A 25,420-nucleotide genomic window follows, 5' to 3' on the forward strand; every position below is an offset into this window, starting at 1 on the left:
TCCTCCTTAAATTTAACTAAATATCATTTTTTCCTATATATATATCTAAAGCCTTTATACCTCTTCTTGCAAGCTTTATAAATAGTAATAGACAATAAACACTAAGCCCGAAAAATCCCAACATAAATATCATATATATAATCATAAAGAACACTCCCATAGAACTTTGAATATCCATCATATATTATCCCCCCTTAAATTCAATCCTAACTTATATTTTATCAATAAAACCTATTATATGTAAGGTTAAAAATTTTTTTTTGAAATCACTGTATTTTTAACATATTTCTCTAATAATAAATCTATTTTTTAGATTAGTATTTAACGAATACCATTTTTTATATGTTATAATAAAATTAATTTATATGTACATATAAATTAATTTATATACTTTAATATACGTTTTTATTTATTTTTTACATACATTAAGATTATTGTCAAATATTAAAAAAATTTCGATTGGGAGTTGATTTTATGAGCAATGTTTTAAAGAACCTAAAGCCCGAAGCAGTTTTTAGATATTTCGCAGAAATGTCTGAAATCCCTAGAGGTTCAGGAAATGAAAAAGCTATAAGTGACTACTTAGTGAATTTTGCTAAAAAGCATGATTTAGAAGTAATTCAAGATGAGGCTTTAAATGTTATAATCAAAAAACCTGCCACTAAAGGATATGAAAATGCTCCTTGTGTAATCCTTCAAGGACATATGGATATGGTATGCGAGAAAAACAAAGGAACTGATCATGACTTTGAAAAAGATGCCCTAAAGTTAAAAATAGTTGATAATTATATATATGCAGATAACACTACTCTTGGAGCTGACAATGGAATAGCTGTAGCTTATGCTTTAGCTATACTTGAGGCAAACGATTTAGAACATCCTGCACTTGAAGTGTTAATAACTTCAGAAGAAGAAACGGGAATGGGAGGAGCTATAAACCTAGATCCATCTCACTTAAAAGGAGAATACCTTTTAAATCTTGATTCTGAAGAAGAAGGATACCTTCTAGTTAGTTGTGCTGGTGGAGTTAGAACAAGACAAGTTCTTCCTATTGTTTGGGAAGATGCAGATACTAATTTAACTGCGTACAAAATCGATATAACAGGATTAAAAGGCGGCCATTCTGGAATGGACGTAATAAAACAAAGAGGAAACTCTAATAAAATAATGGGAAGAATTCTTTCTAAGTTAAATGATGAGATGAACTACTCTATAGCTAACGTTCACGGAGGAGCAAAAATGAATGCAATACCTCGTGAATGCGAAGCTATAATACTTACAGATTCTAAAAACGAGAAAATACTTTGTGAAACAATAGAAAACTTAAATAATATATTCAAAAGCGAACTTGCAACTTCAGATCCTGGTATATCTATTGAAGTTAAAAAACACGAAGATAAAGTAGCAAAAGTATTCTCAAAAGAAACTATGATCAAACTAATATCTTCTTTAGTTTTAATTCCAAACGGAATCAAAACTATGAGTATGGATATTGAAAATCTTGTAGAAAGTTCTACAAATCTTGGTGTAGTTATAACTCACGATAATGAGATTACATTTGAAAGTGCTGTTAGAAGTTCTGTTAAGAGCTTAAAGTACAATATACTTAACGAAATGAAATGTATTGCTAATTTACTTAATTGTGAATTTTTAGCTGACTCTGATTATCCAGAATGGTCTTACAAGGCCGATTCTAAACTTAGAGAAATCTGCCAAAATGTTCATAAGAACAAGTACAATAAAGAAGCTAAAGTTATAGCTATTCATGCTGGTCTTGAGTGTGGTCTTTTACTTGAGAAAATGCCTCATGTTGATGCTATATCTCTAGGTCCTGATATGTTTGATGTTCACACTCCAGAAGAACATTTAGACATAGCTTCAACTCAAAGAACTTACGAATACTTATTAGATATATTAAAGAATATAAAATAATTTTAAAAAAAGCTGTCTTAAAATGATTTCAAAATCATTTTAAGACAGCTTCTTTTTTATGTATACGTTCTTTGATTTTATATGTGAGTTATCCAAAATACATCTATGTAAATACCACTCATACGTTAGATATTTTGAAGAAATGCAGCCTTTGTCTTATGAACAATCCTAAAGTTTCTAAACTTCCTACGGGCAGACAACGAAACTTTTTAACGTATTATTCAACGAAAAAGGCTGAATTTCTAAGCAAAATATCTAAAAGCATTCATTAACATTTACATAGACATATTTTTTAATTCTTTGTGTCTATTATCGAATACAATTTTATCCCCTTTAATAAAACAAAAAAATTAGTATAATCAATTGTAGTATTGTTTTCTTATATATTTATTTCAAACTCTATCTACAACTCATTTATGAATCTACTCAAAGTCTAGACCTCTAAATCTAAAAATGACGCTCATTTAAATGTTAGCTACTTTTTTGTTAATATTTTTCAATAGAACTTAGATTGCGACGTTTAAATATCCCGTTAAAAAACTTCTTTGTCTGACTGTAAAGGAGTTTAAGAAGTTTTAGGAAATTTAATAAGGCGCAATCTATTAGTTTTATAAAAATATTAACTCAAGTAGCGGTATTTCAATGAGCGTCATTTTTCTCTTAACCACTGTAATATTTTTTACTTATTCAAATAGTTATATATCATAATAGCTGCATTAGCTCTTGTAAGTTCTTCATTCGGATTTAGTTTTCCATTGTATCCAGATACTATATTAAGTCCATATCCAATAGATGCATATCCTTTAAAATCTTCATCTACATCTTCAAACGGACAATCAAATATTCCTTTTATATTAGCTACAGACTCATAGTTTAGACCATTTATAATAATTTTTAGTGCCTCTTTTTTAGTCATAATTTTGTCTGGATTTATATCTTTTTCGCTTATTATTCCTTGTCTTATAAGATATGCATATATATTATCTACAGATTCAACTTCACCATAATAAGAGTTTATAGTTTTCATATATAATTTTAAAAAGTCACTTTGAATTATTTTTTCATCAGGCTTAAAAAACTCACCATCAAATTTTATTCCGAACTCTCTAAGCTTTTGTATTTGACTTTGTGCATAATGTCCATTTATATCCTTGTATTCTATATTTTCAACTTTTTCATACTTTGTTTTATCATTATATATTATATTTCCATTAATAGCATCTATGTTGTGAGGTACACTATTATCCAAAGTATAAACCAATTTAGTGTATTCTTGGTCTGTATTATTTTCATAGTTATAGTCTGCTTTATATTCAAGGTTTATTCCTATTTTATCAAATAAAATATCGTAAGCTTTATTCATATCTATAACATTTGTTTTTTTTAATTCAATATCATCCCATACTATATCAAGTGAATTTAAACTTCCTTGCACAGCATCGTATCCAATTGTTATATAGTTATTTTCATATTCTATACCATTTACTATTCTATTGAATTTGAAGTTGTAATATTTTGGTTTAGTATTTTCTTGAATATCGTAAAACTCATCATAGCTATCATCGTATTTTAAAGAATCTTTTTTATCATTATAAAACTCACTTAGAAATTTCCCAGCTTCTTTTTTAGCATAATCTTTATCGTATTTTGCTTCACGATCTGCCTCATATGGTAAATATTTATTGAATCCTTTTATATCTCCTGTAGATGCATCTATTGAAACATGCACGCTTCTTGATTTTTTATCATTTGAAATATAATTTAAATACCATGTATACTTAGAATTATCTAAATAACTTTTATTCAAACTATATTTTTTAAGTTCATAATCAGAAGATATTTTTATAAATTTAGATTCTCTAGCTATTTTATCTGCATCTTCTTTTGTTATTAAATTAGAAACTTCATTTACAGCCTGTATCTCTTCTTCTGATAATCTAGCATCTTTTTTATTTACATTATTTTTTTCACTTACAGCTCCCGTATCAAGGTAACCAATATTTGAATCTATTTTCTCCTTCTTACCAGTTAATGCATCTATAGCATAACAATTTGCATACTTAGTAGTATACACAAGATATGGCTTTGAATCTTTATCATAACCTTTTCTATATACTAATTTAAGTCCTAATTCCTCAATGTATTTTTGTTTAGCTTTATCTAAACCTATTACTTTATCAGCATCTTTGAATTTAATATTATAATCATAATTCAAATTGAAATCAGTCACTTCTTTAGTCTGCTTATTTACAACAATTCTAACTCCATTATCATAAAAAGGAACTTCATTAACTAGTCTAACGTAGTTAAAATAATAAGAATCACTTTGTATAGTACCATTATTTTCATCTATATATTTTAGCTCACTTATAAAGTTTGAAGCTACATTTTTTATAAAGTTGTCTGATATTTTTTTAGCTTCGTCTTTTCCTATAACATTTATGTTAGTTTCGTAATTGTCGTTTGAGTCATGCTTACTATATCTTGTAATATTTCCATCTGTATCTATTGAAATAGATATTCTTCTACTAAGTTTGTCTTCTGTACTCCAATTTAAATTCCAAATAGTTTTACCATTGTTGCTCTTATAGTATTCAAATTTTTTAAACTCATCACCTATATTAAATTTGCTCTTAGCAGTTAATATAGCTTTTTCCAACCCATCATTTTGTTGAGCCACGCTTATATATGGTAAAAATGCAATTATCATCATTAGCAAAGACATAATAACAGCTATTCCTTTTTTCAATTTAAATCATCTCCTTTTATATTCTTTCTATAATTAGACGATTTTTTTTATAAAAAGTTTCATTATTTTTTAATAGTTTATTACACTATAGTCTATTAATTCTTTATTTTCATATATTATTTTTCCTGAGAAAAATTCATATTCTTCCATCCACTTTAAAAACAATCTATCTCCATCCCAAAGATTAAGATCTTGTATTTTATCATCATCTACCCACTTTAAATCTCCTTCATTACAATCTAGTATTTCTCCACTAAAATCATGTGCTGTAAATAAGAATACATACCAATCTTCATCATCTTTAAATTTTGGAAAAGTAAGTATTCCCTTCAGTTTAGGCTTTAATATATCAAGTCCACTTTCCTCTTTAACCTCTCTTATTATACATTCCTCAGGAGTTTCCCCTTGTTCCATTTTCCCTCCAAGACCTATCCACTTACCCTCATGTATATCATTCTCTTTCTTAGTCCTATGAAGCATAAGTGTCTTGTTGTCTTTTTTTATATAACACATAGTAGAATTTTTCATAATTATACCTTCCTTTATAAAAAAATATTTAGTTTTATGTATCATCAAAATATGTCTATAAAAATACCGCTCATACAACGATATTTTGAATATAACTAAGCTTTTGTCTTATGAATAATTCTAAAATTTCCGAACTCCCTACGGTCAAACACAGAAATTTCTTTACGGATTATTCAACAACAAAAACCAAGTCATATTAGTCAAAATATCTAAAGCATTCGCTAACATTTTCATAGACATATTTTTGGTTCTAATTCTTATTATAGAATAAAATTCACTTAATGCTATCGCATAACAAATATCACATTTAGTTCTAATTATCTCTATTATTTAAAATAGTTGCTAAGTAAGCTTTTTTCATAAATGCTATGCATAATTAAAAATCGTATAATTTCCTCGCGATAAAGAAATCTTTATTTACAAAATATTTTTTCTTAATTCTACACAATCCTTTAAATAACCATATTAAAACTGAGGCTCGTTGAAATGTTAGCTATTTTTTAGTTAACATTTTACTATAAAACTTAGATTGTGGTGTTTAAATATCTGTTAAAAAACTTCATTGTTTGACCTCAAGGGAGTTTATGAAGTTTTAGGATATTTAATAAGACACAATCTTTAGTTTTATTAAAATGTTGACTAAATAGCGGTATTTCAATGAGCCTCAGTTTTCGCTAAAGTACTAATATACTTTTAAAATTATTTTTTGATTAACTTTATCTTTATAATCCTAAATCATCTGATATTTCCTTCATAGCATTAAGAGATAACTCTGCAAACTCTGCAAATGGAATTCCAAGCTTCTCTATAGATTTCATAGCCTCTCTATCAGCTCCTGCTGCAAATCTTGTTTCCTTCATTCTCTTTGTTATAGATTTTACTTTTACACTATTTATCTTTTTATCAGGATACACAAGTGTTATAGCAGTTATAAATCCAGTTATAGGATCTGCTGCATATATTGCTTGGTCCATTTTATTCTCTATTTTCACTCCACAATCTTTATTGTGCGCACATATAGCATGATACATTTGCTCATCTCCAAAGCCTTCTTCTTTTAATAGTTCTACAGCTTTTGGTCCATGAAGCTTTCCCTCTCCATTTTTGTAATCTAATAAATCTGCATCAAGATCGTGTAAAAGTCCAGTTATTGCCCATTTTTCTTCATTTTCTGGATCAATTTTCTTAGCAAGTTCTCTCATAACTACCTCAACAGCATAAGAGTGTTTAACTAAGTGTTCTGTGCTTAAATGTTTATTTAGTATTTCTACTGCTTTTTCTCTTGATATCATTTACCCAACATCCCCTTTAGTATATTTTTATACTTTATTCGACACCTCTTAGGTAATGTCCTTTAGTAATTCCCTCATTTATTAGTTTTTCATGCATTTCACTATCTTGAACTTCAAAATCATTGTCTATTATATCTATATACGCTTTGACTATTTCTCTTATAAAGTTTTCTTCTTCAAATGTAAACTCTAGTCTAAATGTACTAACCCCTGAATTATACATGTCTTCTAAATGATCAATCATGCATAGAATCTTAGAATTATATATTATAGATCTACAGAATTTATCTTGAGATACAGGGAATTCTTGTCCTTTTTCATCTTTTAATAAATACTTAGATTGATTACAAGTTCCACATCTTTTGTCCTTATTGCAGTCTCTAGTCAAAACTCCCATAGGACAGTATTCACTTATCATTAAAGGTATTCTAGAATAAACTATTGCTTCAGCTTCTATGTCAACATGGTTTAAAACCTGCTTTATCTCGTGTAAGTTCAACTCTGCTGATAGACATATAGATTTTATATTGTTATTTTGAAGTTGTTCTATAGTTTCGCTATTGAATACATTTAAGTAGTAGTCTGCATGCATATTATAGTCAGATAATTTATTTATCATACCTATATTAGATACTAAGAATTCATCAATTCCCATGTCAATTGCTTCATCTAATATATTGTATTGATTATTTCTAAGTATTCTAGAAGGGCAGTAAACTATATTTTTATTGTGTTCTTTACATAAATTCATAGCATCTTTTAATGTGTCTATATCTTCATAGTATATATTATCAATATCTAAATCTACGATTTTTCTAAGCTGAGACATTTTTCTTATCTTTACATTTACTTTAGTATCTCTTACGTTTTTATCTAATTTTTCTTTATCTTCTACTTCTATTTTTAATAATTTTCTTTTGTTTAAATTCTTTCTTTTAACATTTAATTTTTCAACAGCATCTCTTCTTATTTCATTAAGAAGGCTAACAGGTATACTTATATTTTCATCTTTTTCTATTAGTAAAGATTCTAATTCATAAGGTGTATTTCCAAGCTTTGATAATTGAGTTTCTATTTTTTCATCCGATAGAGCTACCTTTATGGCTTTTTCTACTTTTTTAGTTCCTACAACTTTAACCTTATTATCATCATTATCTTTTATTAAAAGAGATGGGTATTCATCTAGCTTTAATATTATCTTTCCTTTTATAGGAATTTTTTTAATTTCAACTTCATTTTCATAAGTTCTTCTAGCTCTATCTAGAAGTTCACTATCTAGCGTCTTGTATACTTCTTGTCCTATTTGTATCGGTATATTAAAATCAAGTTGTATTGTATCGCCTTCATAAGCCTCACTTAATATGTCGTTGTTTTTAAGTATTCTTCCTACATTTCCTCCACCAATACTTAGTCCATCACCTTTTTTAAGTGTGTTTTCAAGTTTTAATGTTATCTTGTTTCTTCTTTTATCTACATCTACAACCTTACCTATATAAAGTCCTGTATTATTAGGCTTTTCAGGGTTCATTATTTCTTTTCCGCTTTTTTCAAGTATATATCCTTTAGTGAACTTTCTATTGAATATACTGTACAAGTCGTTTAATGTATCTTTTTTAACTTCTAATTTTTTATTAGTCATGTAATAGTCCAATGTTTCTCTATAAGCTCCAACTACTGTGGCTACATACTCAGCTCTTTTCATTCTTCCTTCTATTTTTAAAGATAAAACTCCTGTATCTATTATTTTATCAAGTTCCTCTATCGTATTTAAATCTCTAGGACTTAACAAATACTGGTCATCTAATTTCACTTTTGAATTCGAGCTCTTATCTATTAAGTCGTATACCTTTCTACAAGGTTGAGCACATCTTCCTCTATTTCCAGATCTACCACCTATCATACTGCTCATAAGGCATTGTCCTGAGTAACATACGCATAAGGCACCATGTACGAATACTTCTATATCAACAGAAGTGTTTTTAGATATATATTCTATCTCACCTATTTCAAGTTCTCTTGCAAGCACAACCCTTTTAAATCCTAATTTTTCTAAATATTTCACATCTTCAAGTGAATGCGCAACCATTTGAGTACTTGCATGTATTTCAAAATCAGGGAAATGTTCTTTAACTAATTTTGTCATCCCTATATCTTGAAGTATAAGTGCATCTACGTCTATATTGTATAGAAAGTTTATATATTTTAAAAAATAGTTTATTTCACTTTCCTTCACAAGTGTGTTTACAGTTACATATACCTTAACATCTCTTATATGTGCATGCTCAACAGCCTGTTTCATTTCCTCTGTATCAAAATTATTAGCCGATGCTCTTGCTCCAAAACTTTTACCTCCAAGATATACCGCATTAGCTCCATTTGATACAGCGGCTCTTAAGGCGTCAAAACTTCCAACAGGTGCTAACAGTTCTATATTACTCAAATTACCAACTCCTACATTATAATTTAATTTCGTTTCACTTTATTTTACAGAATAAAACCTCCAGGCTTATTTTTCCTGGAGGTATTATTCTTTATTCTTTTTCTTCTAATTCAACTATTTTCATCTGCATATCATACAGCCTATTTTGAAAACTATTTGCTATTTCTTCAGCTTCTGCAAGTCTTTCTTCTTGTTCTTTGAAGCTATTTTTTCTTTGTTCATACTCTTGTTTAACTGAAGTTAATTCCTCTTTATATTTTTCTAGTTCTTTTTCTAGTTCTTCTATTTCTTTATCTCTTTTACTTATGTTATTTTGAAGTTCTATCAAAGTTGTGTTTGCATTTTCTAAATCCTGAAGAGGTTTTTTGTATTTAGTGTTAACTTCATCTAACTCGTATGAGCATTTGAAAAGTTCATCCGCTATATTTAATGTTGTCAAAACTGCTGCCATCGCTGTACTCAAGCTAGGATTAGCCTCGACTACCTCCTGCATTTTATCATCTACATAGCTAGCAACTTTTAACAAATATTCTTTTGGCTCTTTACCAACCATGTTGTATTCTTGACCATTTATTCTTACGGTAACTTTGTTCACTTTAACTCAGCCCCTTAGAGTTTTCTCTTTACTTACTATTGTAAGTTTTTTTTAAGGATTTTACAATCTTAAATTAGCATTTATTTGATCGCTAAGTTCTTTAAGTATATTTTCGTGAACTTTATTTACCTCTTCATCTGTAAGCGTTTTATCCTTACTTCTGTATGTTAAAGAGTATGCAACAGATTTATGTCCTTCTTCAATTTGCTCTCCCTTATATACGTCAAACAACTTAAAACTTTCTACTAACCCTTTAGAATTTTTAGTAATTATATCCTCTATTTCCTTAACATATACTTCATCTTTAATAAGAAGTGCTATATCTCTTGTCATAGCAGGGTACTTAGGAAGTGGTCTATATAACTTTTCATCATTTCTATAAGTTAATAACAATTCAAAATCAAACTCAGCAGCGTATACTCTTTTATTTATATCGTAGTTTTCTAATACATCAGGATGTAATTCTCCAAATACTCCAACTATATTATCATTATAAACTACATTAGCACATCTTCCTGGATGGAATGTAGTATGATTTTTCTCAGGAAGTATTTCATATTTATCAAATCCTATATTCTTGAATAATTCTTCAACTATCCCCTTCATATCAAAGAAATCTATTCCATCTTTGTACATAGACATACATATAGCTTTTTTCTCAACAGGCATTATTTCATCCATAGGCATGAAAGTATTTCCTATTTCAAATGCTGCAAATTCTTCAACTTTTCTTGAATTATTTCTAGCTGCAACATCTAGCATATTAGGTAATAATGTAGTTCTCATAACGCTAGTTTCTTCACCTAGAGGGTTTTTAATCTTTATGAAGTTTCTCTTTATAGAATCCTTTGAAATATTTATCTTATCTACACCTTTTGGACTTACAAATGAATACGTTAATATTTCATTAAGACCCATAGAAACTAAACTATTCTTTATACCTTCTTCAAATAATTGCTCTATAGTTTGAAGTCCCATAGTGTTATCTCCATATAGCATCTTAGATGGTATATTCTCATATCCAAATATTCTTGCTACTTCTTCTAACACATCAGCTTCTTCTTTCATATCAAGTCTGAAGCTAGGAACTGTAAGTTCAACCTTATCTTCAACTAATTCACACTTAAACTCTAAACTCTCAAGTATCTCTATAAACTGGTTAAGAGGAATATTCTCTCCTAATAATTTGTTTATTCTTTGAGGTCTAACAGTTATCTTTTGTTCTTTTACAGGAGTGTTATACTTTTCTACTATTCCTTTTAATACAGTTCCTGCATTTAACTCTTCTATTAATTGTGCTGCTCTATTAATAGCAGTTTCCACTAGGTTAACATCTATTCCTTTTTCAAACTTTGCAGATGCTTCAGTTCTTAAGTTAAGCTTCTTAGAAGTTCTTCTTATACTGTCAGCATCAAAGTTAGCACTTTCAAGAAGTATAGTTTTAGTATCATCACTAACCTCTGAATTTGCTCCACCCATAACTCCAGCTATTGCAACAGGCTTTTCTCCATTAGTTATTAAAAGCATATTACTATCTAGTGTTCTTTCAACATCATCTAAAGTCGTGAATTTTTCTTCATCATTAGCACGTCTTACAAGTATAGTGTCACTTTCTAATTTATCTAAATCAAAAGCATGAAGTGGTTGTCCAAGCTCTAACATAACATAATTAGTAATATCAACTATGTTATTGATAGGTCTAACACCTGCTTCTATAAGTCTTCTTTGCATCCAGTATGGAGACGCCTCTATCTTAACATCTTTTATAATTCTAGTAGAGTATCTTTTGCATAAATCTTCTTCTTCTATTTTTATATTAAACTCAGCTACATCATCTGACTCTTTAACATCTATATTAGGATATTTAAGTTCTTTTCCTATTGTAACAGCTGCCTCTCTTGCAATACCTAAAATAGATAAGCAATCTGGTCTATTTGAAGTTATCTCGAATTCTATTAAAGCATCATTTATTCCAAGTATTTCTTTAACGTCTGCTCCTAGTTCATACTCTTCATCTAATACATATATTCCATCTCTTTTGCTTTCTTCAATCATACTAAAAGGAATTCCAAGTTCTTCACTTGAGCACATCATCCCTTGAGATAACTCTCCTCTTAATTTTCCTTTTTTGATTTTTATTCCACCTGGAAGCTTTGCTCCAACTAATGCAACAGGAATTATATCTCCCTCTTTTACATTTTTTGCTCCAGTTACTATTTGAATAATTTCTGATCCAATATCAACCTTTGTAACTATTAATTTGTCAGCATTTGGATGCTGAGTTATTTCTAATATTTTACCAACTGCAACCTTTTCTATATCTGATCCAAAATACTCAACCTTTTCAACCTTTGATCCAGTCATAGTCATTTTATCAGCAAATTCTTGCGTATTCATATCTATATCAACATAGTCTCTAAGCCATTTAACAGGTACTAACATATCAACACTCCCTTAAAATTGATTTAAAAATCTCATATCGTTTTCAAATAATAATCTTATATCATCTATTTCATACTTAAGCATCGCTATTCTATCTACTCCCATACCAAAAGCAAATCCACTGTATTTTTCTGGATCTATTCCACAGTTTCTAAGTACATTTGGATGAACCATTCCAGCTCCAAGTATTTCTATCCAACCTTCACCTTTACATACTGAACAGCCCTCTCCCTTACACTTAAAGCAAGTTACATCAACCTCTGCACTCGGCTCTGTAAATGGGAAGTTATGAGGTCTAAACTTAGTCTTAGTACTCTCTCCAAATAATTGTCTAACAAATTCATTAAGAGCTCCTTTAAGTTCTGCCATTGTAACATGCTCACCTATTACAAGTCCCTCTATTTGATGGAACATAGGAGAATGAGTAGCATCTGGTGCATCAAATCTAAAACATCTTCCAGGTGCTATTATCTTAATAGGTGGTTCAGTTGATTTCATAGTTCTTATTTGAACTGGAGATGTTTGAGTTCTAAGAAGTAAATTATCATCTATATAGAAAGTATCACTAGTATCTCTTGATGGATGATTCTTAGGAGCATTAAGTGCATCAAAGTTATTAAATACAGTCTCAATCTCAGGTCCCTGAGCAACCTTAAATCCCATTCCTGTAAATATATACTTAACCTCATCTATTATTTGAGTTATAGGGTGTTTCTTTCCTACCTTAAACTCTTTACCAGGCATAGTAACATCTAAAACCTCTTCTTGTAATTTTGCATTTTTTTCTATAGTCTTTATTCCTTCTTTTTTAGAAACTATAGCTTCTTCAATCTCAGCTCTTACCTCATTTGCAACCTTACCTATAACAGGTCTTTCCTCTGCTGATAACTTACCCATTCCTTTTAATATGTCAGTTATCTCGCCCTTTTTACCTAAGTACTTAACTCTTAAGCTTTCAATTTCGTCCATTTTAACACATTCATTGATCTGTGCTAGGGCACTGTCTTTTATGTTAATTAATTGATCTTTCACTTAATTCACCCTTTCCTACAATAATATTTAGATATAAAAAAAAGCCTCTAATCCCTAGAAAGGGACGAAAGACTTATATTCCGCGGTACCACCCTAATAGTCTATTAAATAGACCACTCGAAAGACTTAACGCGCCCAACGTTAAAACCTACTGTTATTTCAGTTTTAAAGCTCCAGAGTGAACTTCTCTTGATATCTTAGGGAATAATTTCAGCTTTATATTCCTCTCTGATCTAAGATGCTTCAAAATACTCTCTCTTTCACAGCTTTTATGTATTAAACTTTATGTTGCATTATATCATATATTCAGATAATTTACAATAAGTTTTTAATTTGTATTTTCAATGCAAAATACGGCTATGAAAATACCGTTCATACAATAGCTATTTTGAAGGAACTAAGCCTTCGTCTTATGAATAATACTAAAATTTGCGAACTCCCTACGGTCAGACACACAAATTTCTTAACGCATTATTCAACGACAAAACCTAAGTTCCTTAGCAAAATATCTAAAAGCATTCTCTAACATTTTCATAGCCATATTTTTTGATTTTCTTTTTATTTATAAAATTGCATTTCATCTCACTTTAAAACAAAAACAAATCTAAAAGTTATCTTTAAGACGTTTAGTCTATATTTTCTAACCTATATCCAATTTTATATATAGTTTTTATTTCATCAAATAAATCTAGTTTCTTTCTTATCTTCTGAATATGCATATCAACAGTTCTTGTTTCTCCTAAATAATCGAATCCCCAGACCCTTTCTAAAATTATTTCTCTAGTTAAAGACATTCCTTTATTTACAATCAAAAGCTTCAATAATTCAAACTCTTTACAAGCCAAGTCAATAACCTTACCACTCTTCTTTACTACTCTATCATCTAAAAATATCTCCAAATCCTTCAACAATACATAATTGTTCTTTTTACCATAACGTCTTAATACAGATTCAATTCTAGCTAAAAGTTCTATACATTCAAACGGTTTTACAATATAATCATCTGCCCCTATTTTTAATCCTTTTACTCTATCAGAAATTGAATTTTTAGCAGTTAGAAATATAACAGGAACATTAGTATGTCTAATTCTTTCCATTACACTAAAACCATCTATCTCAGGAAGCATAACATCTAGAACTATTAAATCAAAGTTTTCTTTTTCTACATATTCTAAAGCCTGTTTTCCATCATAAACCTGCTTAGTATCATAACCTACCATACTTAAATTCATCTGTATTAAATCCGAAATATCTGTATCATCTTCAACAATTAAAATTTTTTCCAATACTATTACACACCTCAATCCTTATCTTAGTCCATACCCAATATATTCTACCTTTTTATTTATAAAATCAATATAAGCCCATAGGATTTCATCTTTATATTTAAATCCTACTGCACCTCCTTCTTGATTATAATTTTTCCATCTGTCTATTTTAGGTTCTTTTAAATCTTTTATATCACTTACAAACTTACTTTTTTGTATAAAATCAAGTGCTATTTGCTCCATTTCTTCATCACTAATTTTTGAAGTTTTTTGATTTAAGTCTTTATTAATATATCCTACCTCTCTTAGTTCTCCTGTATTTGCATCTATAGAAGCACTGTATTCAATATCTTTATTTTTTTCTTCTTTTACCCTTAAATCTCTCCAGTGTATATTCCAACTTGAAGGTCTTATTTTACCATTTGGAAGCTCTATTTCTTTATACAAGCTAATATCTTCTACTAATTTGCTTGTATCTACTTTTCCATTAAAATACTTTTCAATTCCATCAAGAGCTATTTCTATAGCTTTTTCTTTTTTTATATTTAAATGTGTATCATCGCATATATAAATAGGTGCAATATTGCGATTTATTCTAGAAACTTTGTCTATAGTCATATCTACATCAACAAATATATACTCCTCTTCATTATACAAAAATATAAATTTGCCGATTCCCTTACCATAAATAACCGTTAACTTTAATTTATTTATATCATCTACTAACTCATTATTCTTAATAAAATTATATGCCTTTTGTTTTGCTTGTTTTAAGTCAATTATAGTTTTTCTCTTTGTTATTCCTTTTGTATTTACTCCTACATAATTTTGTATTTCTAATAATTTTTTATCTTTAGCATCTATTAGTACATTATAAGAATGCTCTTTATTTCCTTCTTTATCCCATAATACTCTCCAAGCTCCATTTGACTCTATTCCATACAGATAATCTCTAGTTTCTTCTGGATCTTTTATGTATTTTACCTCTTTTATCAAATTCTTTAATTCTTTTTTATCTTCTTTTATATCATAATATTTTTTAAGATAATCAACCGCTATTTCCTTTGCTTCTTCTTTACTAATCTTTGCATTATTTTCCTCATCATTTGTTTTTTCAACCATAACCTTGTCTTTTTGAACAGAAGAAAAGCTACTACATCCCCCCAATAATATTGATATACTCAAAATAATAGGTACTAGTTTTTTTAATTTCATAGAATAAATCTCCTTTAATTGTATTTTTTTACAACTAAATTTTAATAATACAATTTATTGTAACTATATACAAATTGTAAAGAATCTGTAAACTTTAATCAAATATTATTTTTACAGAAGTACCTATATTAAATTTACTCTCTATCGATAATTTAGCTTTATGAATTTTTGCAATCTCATCACAAATAGAAAGTCCCAATCCCGCACTACCATTTAATTTTTTCCTTGATTTATCAGCCATATAAAAAGGTTCAAATACATTTTGTAAATCATCTGCTTTTATTCCTATTCCTTCATCTTTTACTTCAATAACAGATTTTGAATTTTCATTTTTATATAACTTTAAATTTATTTCGCTATTATAATGAGAAGCTTTTATTGCATTATCAATTAAATTAATTATTAAATTCTCAATCAAGTCTTTTTCCATTAAAATTTCCATATCTTGTCCAGAAATAATTAATTCTATATTTTTATTTTCAAGTTTTGGTTTTAAAAATTCTTTTATTTCTATTAATATATTTTTAATATTTTCTTTTTTCATTACAAAATTTTCTCTTTTAAACACTATTAAATTCATCATTTTAGACGAAAGAGCTTCAAGCCTTTTTCCTTGTTTAAATATGCTATTTAGTCCTTTTGAAAATGCATCTTCATTATATTTTGTATTTCTTAAGAAATCAGCATATCCAATAATAGAAGTTAATGGAGTTTTTATTTCATGTGTTAAATTATCTATAAACCTCTGTTTTTCATCTATATTTTTCTTTAACTGATTCATCTTTTCTTCAACAACAGATGCCATTTTATTAAAATGACCGGATAAAACACCAATTTCATCATTAGATTTTATATTTACCCGTTCTGAAAAATTACCATTTTCAATAATTTGTATAGAGTCTATAAGCTTATCTATAGGTTTTGTTATGCGTTTACTTAAAATATAAGTTCCAAATGCAAGTATAATAGATATGATAATATCTAACTTAATGAAAAAATAATATACTTTTTTTCTATCCTCATAAATATATGTTACATCTCTTACATATGTAAATTTTAGCTGTTCTCCACCTACATTCAATTCATTTGTTATAAACAGAAGTGTTTTATCCCCTACATCCCTTATTACATATTTTCTTTTATCTATATAAGGATTTTTTAACTCGTCTCTTTCCTTAGAAATACGAAAATCAAAATTAGTAAAAACTGTATTGTTGTATCTATCTAAAATTTCAATATATATTTTTTGATCATGGAAACTTTTTAAAAAGTCTTTCATAGTTATACGAAGCATATCCTTATTAAATTTTTCATCATAATTCAATCTATATTTACCGATTAATTTCATTCCAGAATATATACTTAAATGCTCACTTAAGCCTCTTTCAATTTCCCTATCTAAGCTTAAACTATGCATACTCTCTATTAAAAAAACTCCTCCTAAATTAAAGATAATTATGAATAAAATAAAATGATATGTAAATATCTTTTTCCAAAATTTCATTCAATCTCCCCTTTACCTATTTACCACTATATTGTTGAATAAATAAAATTTGTAACCTTTAAAATAATCCATATTCCAGAACCCACTATGTAAAATGTTATTTCAATCCTATAACTTTCATAAATCTGATAAAAAAATATATATCTAATTACAAGAATTAATCCAATAATATAAATAACAGATATAATCTCTAATTTACAACCTATAAAACAAATAGATAATAAACATATTGATAAAAAGCATCTGCTTTGCCCTAATAACTTACAATAATTTTTCTTATCTTTTATAACTACAAAATTATAAAAAATTTTGTTTACCTCTATATCAATTACTTCACATCTTCTAATTTTGTATATACCACCTATTATAAGATATATTCCTGCTACTAATAAAAATATATCGTCCCACATTCCAAAGCCCTCCATATATTCAATATATATAATAGTATCATGTTTTTTGATTATTTTTGAATAAATAACAATAATTGCATTTCAAATCATTGTACAACATTATAGATTATATAATTTCCTTGGAAATGAAAAAGAGTTAAACGCTAAATATTTAGCGTTTAACTCTTTTTCATACTTTCTTTTCAATAACTGTTTTGATGTGATAGAAATCTTCTTTTCTCTATTAATAGAATCATTTCCATAATTAAAAATAATTATAACATTAAGCTTTATTTTCTTTATTCAATTTTTTCAATTCAATCCTCAAACAGTCAAAATAAAGGTTATTTAAATGTTAGCTATTTTTCTGTTAATATTTTACTATAAAACTTAGATTGTGATGTTAAAATATACGTTAAAAAAGTTCGTTGTCTGACCGTAGGGAGTTTAGAACTTTTAGTATATTTTATAAAGCAGAATCTGTAGTTTTATTAAAATATTGACTAAATAGCGGTATTTTAATGACCTTTATTTTTCGCTTAACCAGCAAATATAAAAGTTACACCCCTAAGATTATTTATCTTAAAGATATAACTCTCTATCTTTATAATTATTTTCTCTCTACCATCTAAAATACAAATTAACTTTTCCCTCATCAACCATTCTTTGCAACTTATCCTTAACAAACCCCTTAACAAATTCCCTAGTCACAGGTATAACAAGAATAAATCCAACCATATCAGTTAAAATACCAGGAGTCAAAAGCATAGCTCCTCCTACTAGAACACATAACCCATTAATCAATTGATCACCAGGAAGTCTTCCATCCTGCATTTCATGTCTTATTCGAAACAAAATTTCTTTTCCCTGTGATTTTGCTAAGTAAGCTCCTAAAACTCCTGTAAAAATAACTATTCCTATTGTACTAAAAAAACCTATATAATCATTCAATTTAAACAATATAGCCAATTCAACAAATGGAACTATAGTAAATAAAAGTATCAATCTCATCAACACCTATATCATCTCCTTATTTTTTATATAGTATTAGTTTATCATACTTCATTTGAATTATCTTTTGTTGTATTTATAATCAATTATTTTATTTTTTGTGAAGAAAAAACCTCCTTAAAGTCATTTACTTTAAGGAGGTCACTCTTACACTTTAAATCTATCTATTTGTTCATTTAATTTTGCTGAAAGTTCATTAAGTCTTTCTGCACTTTTTGCAACTTTATCAACATCACTCGATTGCTGATGAGCTGAAGCTGTTACTTCTTCAGACGCTGCTGCTGTTTCTTCTGATACTGCTGATATGCTTCCTATAGCCTCAACTATCAAATCTTTATCTTTTATTATCTCTATTACAAATTTATTAACCTGCTCTATTTCATTTGTAATATTATCTATTGATTTTGATATTTTCCCAAATGAATTATTTACATCTTTTACAGATTTATTTTGATCAACAGAAACATTTTTTACTTCACTCATAATTTCAACTGTATTTTTACTTTCACTTTTTATAGCATCTACTATTTCTTTTATTTCATCAGTTGCAACATTTGATCCTTGTGCAAGCTTTCTTATTTCTTCAGCAACAACTGCAAATCCCTTTCCAGCTTCTCCTGCTCTTGCTGCTTCTATACTTGCATTTAATGCCAATAAATTTGTTTGATCCGCTATAGATCTTATTGTTTGTAATATATTTTCTATATTGCTAGATTTTTCACTTAACTGTTTTACTGCATCCTCTATTTTATTAATAGATTGGTTATTTAAATCAGTTTTTTCTTTAAGTTCATTAACTACATTTATTCCCTCTATATTTATATCAATCGCTTCATTTGCATTTTTAAACATAGTATCCGTATTATTTGCCAATTTATTGAATTTATCATCTAAATTAGATGCAAGCCTTGCTCCATTTTCTGCATCTACTGCTTGCTGACCTGCTCCTCTTGCTATTTCTTCTACCGTTTTTGCTATTTCTTCACTGGATGCACTAGTCTGATCTGATGTAACTACAAGATTTGTTGCAGCACTAGATACTTCTTCACTTACATTCTTTGCGTTATTTAAAAGATGCTTAACATTTTCTATCATGATATTAAAATTATTTGACATCAATCCAATCTCATCATTTGACTTAACATTTAATTCTACTGTAAAATCTCCATCTTTTACCTTGTTCATACCATTCACTATGGAATTCATATTTTTTGTCATATTATTCGCAATCATTATACCTACTACTGATGCAATTGCAAGTATAATTATTCCTATTAATATAGCACTGCTAAGTATCCCACTCGTATCTTTTTTTATTTCATCTACATATACAGCAGATAAAACTGTCCATCCAAACTCTGGCATTTTTTTATACGCTGAAAATTTTTCAGATATACTTCCATCATTTTCTTTCCATTTATAATCTACAATTCCTTCATCTAAATCACTATTTACAACTTTTTTTATTTCTGGTACATTTATTTCTTTTCCTATTAATTCAGAATTTTTATGTGTAATAAAATTTCCATTAAAGTCTAAAATATATGGATATCCTTTTTCTCCCACTTTTATATCATTTATTTTATTGGCTAATACATCTATTGGTATTGTTACACTCACCACGCCAACCAATTTATTTTTATCTCCATTTTCATAAACCGGATATGCACAAGCAATTGATTGTTTCTTATTAGCAACATCAATATATATATCTGTAAAAATAACACTTTGTTTTTCCACAGCTTTTTGATACCAAGGTCTTAATCTAGGATCATAATCGCTTGCCATCTCTGTATTAGGATATATTCTAAAACCTCCATCGATTGTTCCCATGTATATGTTAGTTGCATCCGGATAACTTTCTATATAATTTTCTAATAATTCCATTAAAAAAGGTTCATATTCTGGATGAATAAGTATTTGTTCAGCATTAACATTTGCACCTATCATTTTAATCCCATGCTTATATCCATCAAAATAATTTTCAATAGATTCCTCAATATCATTATTAAGAGCTTCCATAGAATGCCTAAACTGTTTTTCTAATACCTTTTTCGATTTTACATATGATGTACTTCCTAAAATCGATAAAGGTATTACTATTAATGCTAAAACCAAAATAATCAATTTAGTTTTAATTGTAAATTTCATATATTTCCTCCTTTTTAATCGACTTTTTTCGATTGTTTTATAATGTATTCTACAATAATTTCTAAAATCCTTTATGATTTTTGTTAAATTTTTATTAAATTCTTATTTGGATAATTGAACAAAAAAAAATGAAGCTTATTAAAAGCTCCGTTTTTTGTTAATCATTCATCTATTTGCAAGTCAATTTATTCTTTATCTCGTACATGAGTATTCCAGAAGCCATGGCAGCATTTAGCGACTCTGCTTTTCCGTATATAGGTATCTTAACCAATATATCAGACTTATCTATTATTTCATCCTTTATACCGTTCCCTTCATTACCTATAACCAAAGCTACCTGTTTCCCATAATCAACGGTATTATAATAATTATCCGTATTTAAATAACTAGAAACTATATTAAATCCTCTATTCTTTATAATATCTAAATCTTCATCAGTACAATTTACAATATTCATATCAAATATTGATCCCATAGTAGACCTTATAACCTTAGGATTATATACATCCACACAACCTTTTAATAAAAAAATACACTGTGCTCCAGCTGCATCTGCAGTTCTTATTATAGTTCCCATATTACCTGGATCTTGTATTCTATCAAGTATTACTATAAAATCTGTTTCTTCTTTTAATGAATCATCTAAAGAATACTCCTTGTATTCAACTACAGCTATTATTCCCTGTGGTTTTTCAGTATCGCACACTTCTTTAAAAAGCTTATCAGTTGTTTTGTATAGTTTATAATTGTCAGACTCTAATTGTTGTATAAATTTTTTATGCTCATCTTTATTTAAAAATTCATCATTATACATAATATAATCAATAATAGCACTACACTGCATAGCCTGATTCACTATTCTATAGCCTTCTATTATAAATTTTTTCTCTTGGCTTCTTTTTTTTGATTTAAGCAAAGATTTCGTATATTTTATTCTTTCATTATCTTTACTAGTTATTTCTACAATCATTATTATCTGTCCTCTGCACTTATTTTGTTTATTTTAGTATTCTCCCCTATAACAACCAGTATATCTTCATTTTGAAACTTTGCATCAGGCGATGGAGATATTTCTATATCATTATTATGCTTTACAGCCATAACATTTATTCCATATTTAGCTCTCAAATCTAATTCCATAAGACTTTTGCCTATCCAATCACTAGGAGTTACTATCTCAACTATAGAATAGTTAGGATCTAGTTCTATATGATCTAAAACATTCTGAGATACTAGATTATGAGCTACTCTAACTCCCATATCTCTTTCAGGAAATACTACTCTATCTGCTCCTATTTTATAAAGTACCTTTGCTTGAAGTTCATTTTGAGCTTTACAAAGTACGTGTTTTACTCCAAGCTCCTTAGCTATTAATGTAGCCATTATAGATGACTGAACATCAGCACCTATACTTATAACTGCAACATCAAAGTTTCTAATACCTAAAGATCTCATTGTATTTTCATCAATAGCATCAGCTTGAACTGCATGAGTTACCTTGTCGGCTATATCTTGTACGATATCATAATTTTTATCTACAGCCATAACCTCATGTCCTAAAAGATATAATGTTGTAGCTACAGAAGTACCAAATCTTCCACATCCTATTACTACATACTGCTTCATAAACAAAACTCCTCTCTATCCCACAATTACTTTTTCTTCTGGATATCTTATAAGATTTTTTTTCTTTCTATTTGAAATAGCAAATAATATAGTTAAAGCTCCCACTCTTCCTGCAAACATAGATAAAGCTATTAATATTTTACCAGCAGTAGTTAAGTTCGGACTACCAAAAATACTAAGTCCTACAGTTCCATAAGCAGAGACAGCTTCAAATAATATATGAATAAATTTAAAGTTTGTATCAGTCAAACTTAAAGTCATAGTTACAAATACGACAACACTAAGACCTATAGCAATAACTCCCAAAGCCTTGTTTACAACAGTATAAGATATCCTTCTTCCAAACGCTTCAACATCATCTTTTCCTTTTACAAAAGCTATTACAGCAAGAAATAATACTCCTATAGTAGTAGTTTTTATACCTCCCGCAGTCGACCCAGGAGATCCTCCAATAAACATTAATATAACAGTTAAAAACTTTGAACTGTCCTTCATAGCAGCAAGATCTATAGTATTGAATCCAGCCGTTCTTGTTGTTACAGATTGAAAAAGAGCACCCAAGACTTTTCCTTTAAATGAAAGTCCTCCTAAAGTATCAGGATTATTGTACTCAATTACAAGAAATAGTATAAATCCAAATAATATTAAAAAAGAACTTATAGAAATTACTATTTTAGACTGAAGGTTAAGCTTTGATAATTTTCTTTTCTTCATAACATCAAACATAACAGGAAATCCTAATCCACCTAGTATTATAAGTATCATTATTACAATATTAATAGTAATATTGTCTACGTATGATGTAAGCGATGAGAAGTTACCCATCAAATCAAATCCTGCATTACAAAAAGCCGATATAGCATGGAACACTCCATATCCTATTCCTTTTGCAAATCCCATCTGCGGAATAAATACACTAGATAGTATAGCAGCGCCTATACCTTCTATTATAAAAGTTCCTATTAATATATGTCTTGTAAGCCTTACAAGCCCAGATAAATCATATTGATTTAATGCTTCTTGTATCAAAAGCCTTTGGTGTAGATATATTTTCTTTCTAACTAGTATAGCAAACAACGTCGCCATACTCATAAATCCAAGCCCTCCAACTTGTATTAAAGTTATAATGACTACTTTGCCAAATACAGTCCAATAAGTCCCTGTATCTACTACAACAAGACCAGTAACACAAACAGCTGACGTAGAAGTAAATAGTGCATTTACAAATCCTATTTTTTCGCCGCTATTTGTTGCCATAGAAGTATTTAAAAACATAGCTCCTATTAATATTATCATTGCAAACCCTATAACCATTATTTGAGCTGGAGATAGTCTATTCTTTTTTCGAATATACTTACCTAACATTTTTTCACCTCTTTACGTAATAAGAATATACTGTAATAATTTCACATTAATTCAAACAATGTAAATTATATACTATTCAATCCAATATTCAAGCTTGTTTTTAATACATAGTAATAAACTATACACCATTAAATTTATTTATTTTAGTTTAATAAAGTCCAAAACAAATAATTTATAAATTTTTAATCAATGTATATATTGTGATGTTTAGATTTATCTCAACATAATAACTACTATTTTATTATATTAAGTAACTATTTTCAATGAATAATAACTCATTTTTATAATACTTTATTAAAGGAGTGATTAATTTGACTTACGATACTTACTATACTAATGTGAAAAAAGTATTAATATTTATATTAATATTAAATCTAATCGTAGCTTTTTCAAAAATATTTTATGGATACGTCACGAATGTATCAAGTATGATTGCAGATGGTATTCACTCTCTAGGAGACAGTTCATCTAATATAGTAGGAATATTTGCTATATATATTTCTTCTAAACCACCTGATGATACGCATCCTTATGGTCATGAAAAATTTGAAACCCTAGCATCTATTTTTATATCTTTATTATTATTTTCAATGTCTCTTAAAATAATAACAAGTTCATATAATAAATTGTTAAATCCAACTCTACCTAATATTAATATATATAATTTTATAATAATGATACTAACATTAATGATTAATTTGTGGGTTTCAAACTATGAGTTTAAAAAAGGAAAAGAACTTCAAAGTGAAATACTAATATCAGACTCTATTCACACAAAAAGTGATATATATGTGTCTATATCCGTTTTAATAAGCTTATTTACTATAAAAATGGGATTTATAATACTAGATATAATAATTTCTTTTATAATATCTATTCTAATTATAAAAGCCTCGATTGAAATATTAACTCCTGCAATAAAGGTATTATGTGACGGTGCTATGATTGATCCTATAAAGATACATGACCTTGTAACCGAAATTGATGAAGTCTTATATTGTAATAACATACGAACACACGGAAAAGAAAATCGCATAAGAGTAGATCTTACCATACTAGTAGATAAACATCTTACTCTTGAGAAGACCCACATTTTATCTCATTATATAGAAGATAGAGTTATATTTGAGTTTAATGGGGTAAAAGAGGTTATAATACACGTTGAACCTTGTGATAATGATTCAAATACTGGGTAATATTCATTTCAAAATATTTAAACCAATGCTATAATATAATACACATGCAAAATAATAATTTCAAGCTAATGAAAAGAGGTACAATTATGAATAAAGATATAGGAAAAAAAATAAAAACCTTAAGACAAAGTAAGTCTATGACCTTAAAGGTTTTAAGCGAAAAGTCCGGATTATCTATAGGCTTTTTATCTCAACTTGAAAGAGGATTAACAAGCGTTGCTATAGATTGTCTAAATAATATTGCTTCTGTTTTAGATGTAGAATTAACTTATTTTTTCTCAAGACAAAAAAATAATGATTCTGTGATAATGAAAAGCTACGAACAAGAAGTATCTCAAGTAGTAAATTCTAAGGTAGTTTATTACCACCTATCTCAAAACATAGAAGACAAAGTCATGTTGCCAAAATTAGTGAACGTTCTTCCATATGAAGGCGACGAAGAAGTAACGGAATATTCTCATGAAGGCGAAGAGTTTATATATGTATTAGAGGGTATATTAACTCTTTATGTTAACAATAGAAAGTATGTGCTTCATCCTGAGGATTGTGTTCATTTTAATTCTTCTTTAAATCACAATTGGGTAAACCACACAAATAAAAACGTAAAAATGCTGGTTGTAAATACTCCTAATTTCTTTAAAAAAGATAACTCAAAATAAAATTTAAGTTATCTTTTTTGTTTTAT

Annotated in this window: 20 protein-coding genes and 1 other annotated feature; of the genes, 3 read left to right on the forward strand and 17 right to left on the reverse strand. The window is 28.2% G+C overall.

Annotated features, from left to right (window positions below; all coding sequences use genetic code 11):
- Nucleotides 1–16: 16 nt before the first annotated feature.
- Nucleotides 17–181, reverse strand: a complete 165-nt coding sequence (locus tag WJW32_RS07535; protein ID WP_340256953.1) for a hypothetical protein — start codon at nt 179–181, stop codon at nt 17–19.
- Between the two features lie 293 nt (nt 182–474).
- On the opposite strand from WJW32_RS07535, the gene WJW32_RS07540 reads away from it, so the two are divergent.
- Complete coding sequence (locus tag WJW32_RS07540) at nt 475–1,932, forward strand: aminoacyl-histidine dipeptidase (RefSeq protein ID WP_340256955.1); 1,458 nt, start codon at nt 475–477, stop codon at nt 1,930–1,932.
- 679 nt (nt 1,933–2,611) lie between these two features.
- Here WJW32_RS07540 and WJW32_RS07545 read toward each other — a convergent pair.
- The 16 genes from WJW32_RS07545 to WJW32_RS07620 form a co-directional block, all read right to left on the reverse strand.
- A complete protein-coding gene (locus tag WJW32_RS07545) occupies nt 2,612–4,681 on the reverse strand; it encodes a YcdB/YcdC domain-containing protein (protein ID WP_340256956.1) in 2,070 nt (689 codons plus the stop codon).
- A 69-nt stretch (nt 4,682–4,750) separates the two neighbouring features.
- Nucleotides 4,751–5,209: an NUDIX hydrolase gene (locus tag WJW32_RS07550; RefSeq protein ID WP_340256958.1), complete on the reverse strand. Its 459-nt coding sequence runs from the start codon at nt 5,207–5,209 to the stop codon at nt 4,751–4,753.
- A 722-nt stretch (nt 5,210–5,931) separates the two neighbouring features.
- Nucleotides 5,932–6,501: an HD domain-containing protein gene (locus WJW32_RS07555; RefSeq protein WP_340256960.1), complete on the reverse strand. Its 570-nt coding sequence runs from the start codon at nt 6,499–6,501 to the stop codon at nt 5,932–5,934.
- Between the two features lie 34 nt (nt 6,502–6,535).
- A complete protein-coding gene (locus tag WJW32_RS07560) occupies nt 6,536–8,941 on the reverse strand; it encodes a DUF3656 domain-containing U32 family peptidase (RefSeq protein ID WP_340256962.1) in 2,406 nt (801 codons plus the stop codon).
- A gap of 91 nt (nt 8,942–9,032) precedes the next feature.
- Entirely contained in the window at nt 9,033–9,536 is a 504-nt protein-coding gene (locus tag WJW32_RS07565) for a cell division protein ZapA (protein WP_340256964.1), read from the reverse strand.
- A gap of 60 nt (nt 9,537–9,596) precedes the next feature.
- Nucleotides 9,597–11,978 carry a phenylalanine--tRNA ligase subunit beta gene (gene pheT / locus WJW32_RS07570; RefSeq protein ID WP_340256966.1) on the reverse strand — a complete coding sequence of 794 codons (2,382 nt, stop codon included), beginning with the start codon at nt 11,976–11,978 and terminating at the stop codon, nt 9,597–9,599.
- Between the two features lie 12 nt (nt 11,979–11,990).
- Nucleotides 11,991–13,010 (reverse strand): phenylalanine--tRNA ligase subunit alpha, encoded by a 1,020-nt coding sequence (pheS, locus tag WJW32_RS07575; protein ID WP_340256968.1) that lies wholly within the window; start codon nt 13,008–13,010, stop codon nt 11,991–11,993.
- A 57-nt stretch (nt 13,011–13,067) separates the two neighbouring features.
- Nucleotides 13,068–13,283 (reverse strand) — a binding site (T-box leader).
- Between the two features lie 353 nt (nt 13,284–13,636).
- On the reverse strand, nt 13,637–14,296 hold the full coding sequence (locus tag WJW32_RS07580) for a response regulator transcription factor (protein WP_340256970.1): 660 nt from the start codon (nt 14,294–14,296) through the stop codon (nt 13,637–13,639).
- Nucleotides 14,297–14,317: 21 nt separating this feature from the next.
- Nucleotides 14,318–15,493 carry a YcdB/YcdC domain-containing protein gene (locus WJW32_RS07585; protein ID WP_340256972.1) on the reverse strand — a complete coding sequence of 392 codons (1,176 nt, stop codon included), beginning with the start codon at nt 15,491–15,493 and terminating at the stop codon, nt 14,318–14,320.
- Nucleotides 15,494–15,587: 94 nt separating this feature from the next.
- Nucleotides 15,588–16,997 (reverse strand): sensor histidine kinase, encoded by a 1,410-nt coding sequence (locus tag WJW32_RS07590; protein ID WP_340256974.1) that lies wholly within the window; start codon nt 16,995–16,997, stop codon nt 15,588–15,590.
- A gap of 26 nt (nt 16,998–17,023) precedes the next feature.
- Nucleotides 17,024–17,407, reverse strand: coding sequence for a hypothetical protein (locus WJW32_RS07595; RefSeq protein ID WP_340256976.1), 384 nt, complete (start codon nt 17,405–17,407; stop codon nt 17,024–17,026).
- 600 nt (nt 17,408–18,007) lie between these two features.
- A complete protein-coding gene (locus tag WJW32_RS07600; RefSeq protein ID WP_340257341.1) occupies nt 18,008–18,397 on the reverse strand; it encodes an FxsA family protein in 390 nt (129 codons plus the stop codon).
- Between the two features lie 147 nt (nt 18,398–18,544).
- A complete protein-coding gene (locus WJW32_RS07605) occupies nt 18,545–20,548 on the reverse strand; it encodes a methyl-accepting chemotaxis protein (RefSeq protein WP_340256978.1) in 2,004 nt (667 codons plus the stop codon).
- Between the two features lie 169 nt (nt 20,549–20,717).
- A complete protein-coding gene (locus tag WJW32_RS07610; protein ID WP_340256980.1) occupies nt 20,718–21,518 on the reverse strand; it encodes a TrmH family RNA methyltransferase in 801 nt (266 codons plus the stop codon).
- 2 nt (nt 21,519–21,520) lie between these two features.
- Nucleotides 21,521–22,174, reverse strand: coding sequence for a potassium channel family protein (locus WJW32_RS07615; RefSeq protein WP_340256982.1), 654 nt, complete (start codon nt 22,172–22,174; stop codon nt 21,521–21,523).
- Between the two features lie 15 nt (nt 22,175–22,189).
- Nucleotides 22,190–23,539: a TrkH family potassium uptake protein gene (locus WJW32_RS07620; RefSeq protein WP_340256984.1), complete on the reverse strand. Its 1,350-nt coding sequence runs from the start codon at nt 23,537–23,539 to the stop codon at nt 22,190–22,192.
- Nucleotides 23,540–23,850: 311 nt separating this feature from the next.
- Between WJW32_RS07620 and WJW32_RS07625 the strand changes: the two genes are divergently transcribed.
- A complete protein-coding gene (locus WJW32_RS07625; protein WP_340256986.1) occupies nt 23,851–24,735 on the forward strand; it encodes a cation diffusion facilitator family transporter in 885 nt (294 codons plus the stop codon).
- A gap of 86 nt (nt 24,736–24,821) precedes the next feature.
- Nucleotides 24,822–25,394, forward strand: coding sequence for a helix-turn-helix domain-containing protein (locus tag WJW32_RS07630; protein WP_340256987.1), 573 nt, complete (start codon nt 24,822–24,824; stop codon nt 25,392–25,394).
- The last annotated feature ends 26 nt before the right edge of the window (nt 25,395–25,420 follow it).

Origin of the sequence: Tepidibacter sp. Z1-5 (genome assembly GCF_037844525.1) — a bacterium.
Taxonomy (GTDB): domain Bacteria; phylum Bacillota; class Clostridia; order Peptostreptococcales; family Peptostreptococcaceae; genus Tepidibacter_A.

Excerpts from the sequence above, each read along its gene's own strand:
- WJW32_RS07585 (WP_340256972.1), bottom strand. The coding sequence starts at position 15,493 with ATGAAATTAAAAAAACTAGTACCTATTATTTTGAGTATATCAATATTA.
- WJW32_RS07605 (WP_340256978.1), bottom strand. The coding sequence starts at position 20,548 with ATGAAATTTACAATTAAAACTAAATTGATTATTTTGGTTTTAGCATTA.
- WJW32_RS07615 (WP_340256982.1), bottom strand. The coding sequence starts at position 22,174 with ATGAAGCAGTATGTAGTAATAGGATGTGGAAGATTTGGTACTTCTGTA.
- WJW32_RS07600 (WP_340257341.1), bottom strand. The coding sequence starts at position 18,397 with ATGAGATTGATACTTTTATTTACTATAGTTCCATTTGTTGAATTGGCT.
- WJW32_RS07590 (WP_340256974.1), bottom strand. The coding sequence starts at position 16,997 with ATGAAATTTTGGAAAAAGATATTTACATATCATTTTATTTTATTCATA.
- WJW32_RS07610 (WP_340256980.1), bottom strand. The coding sequence starts at position 21,518 with ATGATTGTAGAAATAACTAGTAAAGATAATGAAAGAATAAAATATACG.
- WJW32_RS07555 (WP_340256960.1), bottom strand. The coding sequence starts at position 6,501 with ATGATATCAAGAGAAAAAGCAGTAGAAATACTAAATAAACATTTAAGC.
- WJW32_RS07550 (WP_340256958.1), bottom strand. The coding sequence starts at position 5,209 with ATGAAAAATTCTACTATGTGTTATATAAAAAAAGACAACAAGACACTT.
- pheT (WP_340256966.1), bottom strand. The coding sequence starts at position 11,978 with ATGTTAGTACCTGTTAAATGGCTTAGAGACTATGTTGATATAGATATG.
- WJW32_RS07595 (WP_340256976.1), bottom strand. The coding sequence starts at position 17,407 with ATGTGGGACGATATATTTTTATTAGTAGCAGGAATATATCTTATAATA.
- WJW32_RS07535 (WP_340256953.1), bottom strand. The coding sequence starts at position 181 with ATGATGGATATTCAAAGTTCTATGGGAGTGTTCTTTATGATTATATAT.
- WJW32_RS07540 (WP_340256955.1), top strand. The coding sequence starts at position 475 with ATGAGCAATGTTTTAAAGAACCTAAAGCCCGAAGCAGTTTTTAGATAT.
- WJW32_RS07630 (WP_340256987.1), top strand. The coding sequence starts at position 24,822 with ATGAATAAAGATATAGGAAAAAAAATAAAAACCTTAAGACAAAGTAAG.
- WJW32_RS07620 (WP_340256984.1), bottom strand. The coding sequence starts at position 23,539 with ATGTTAGGTAAGTATATTCGAAAAAAGAATAGACTATCTCCAGCTCAA.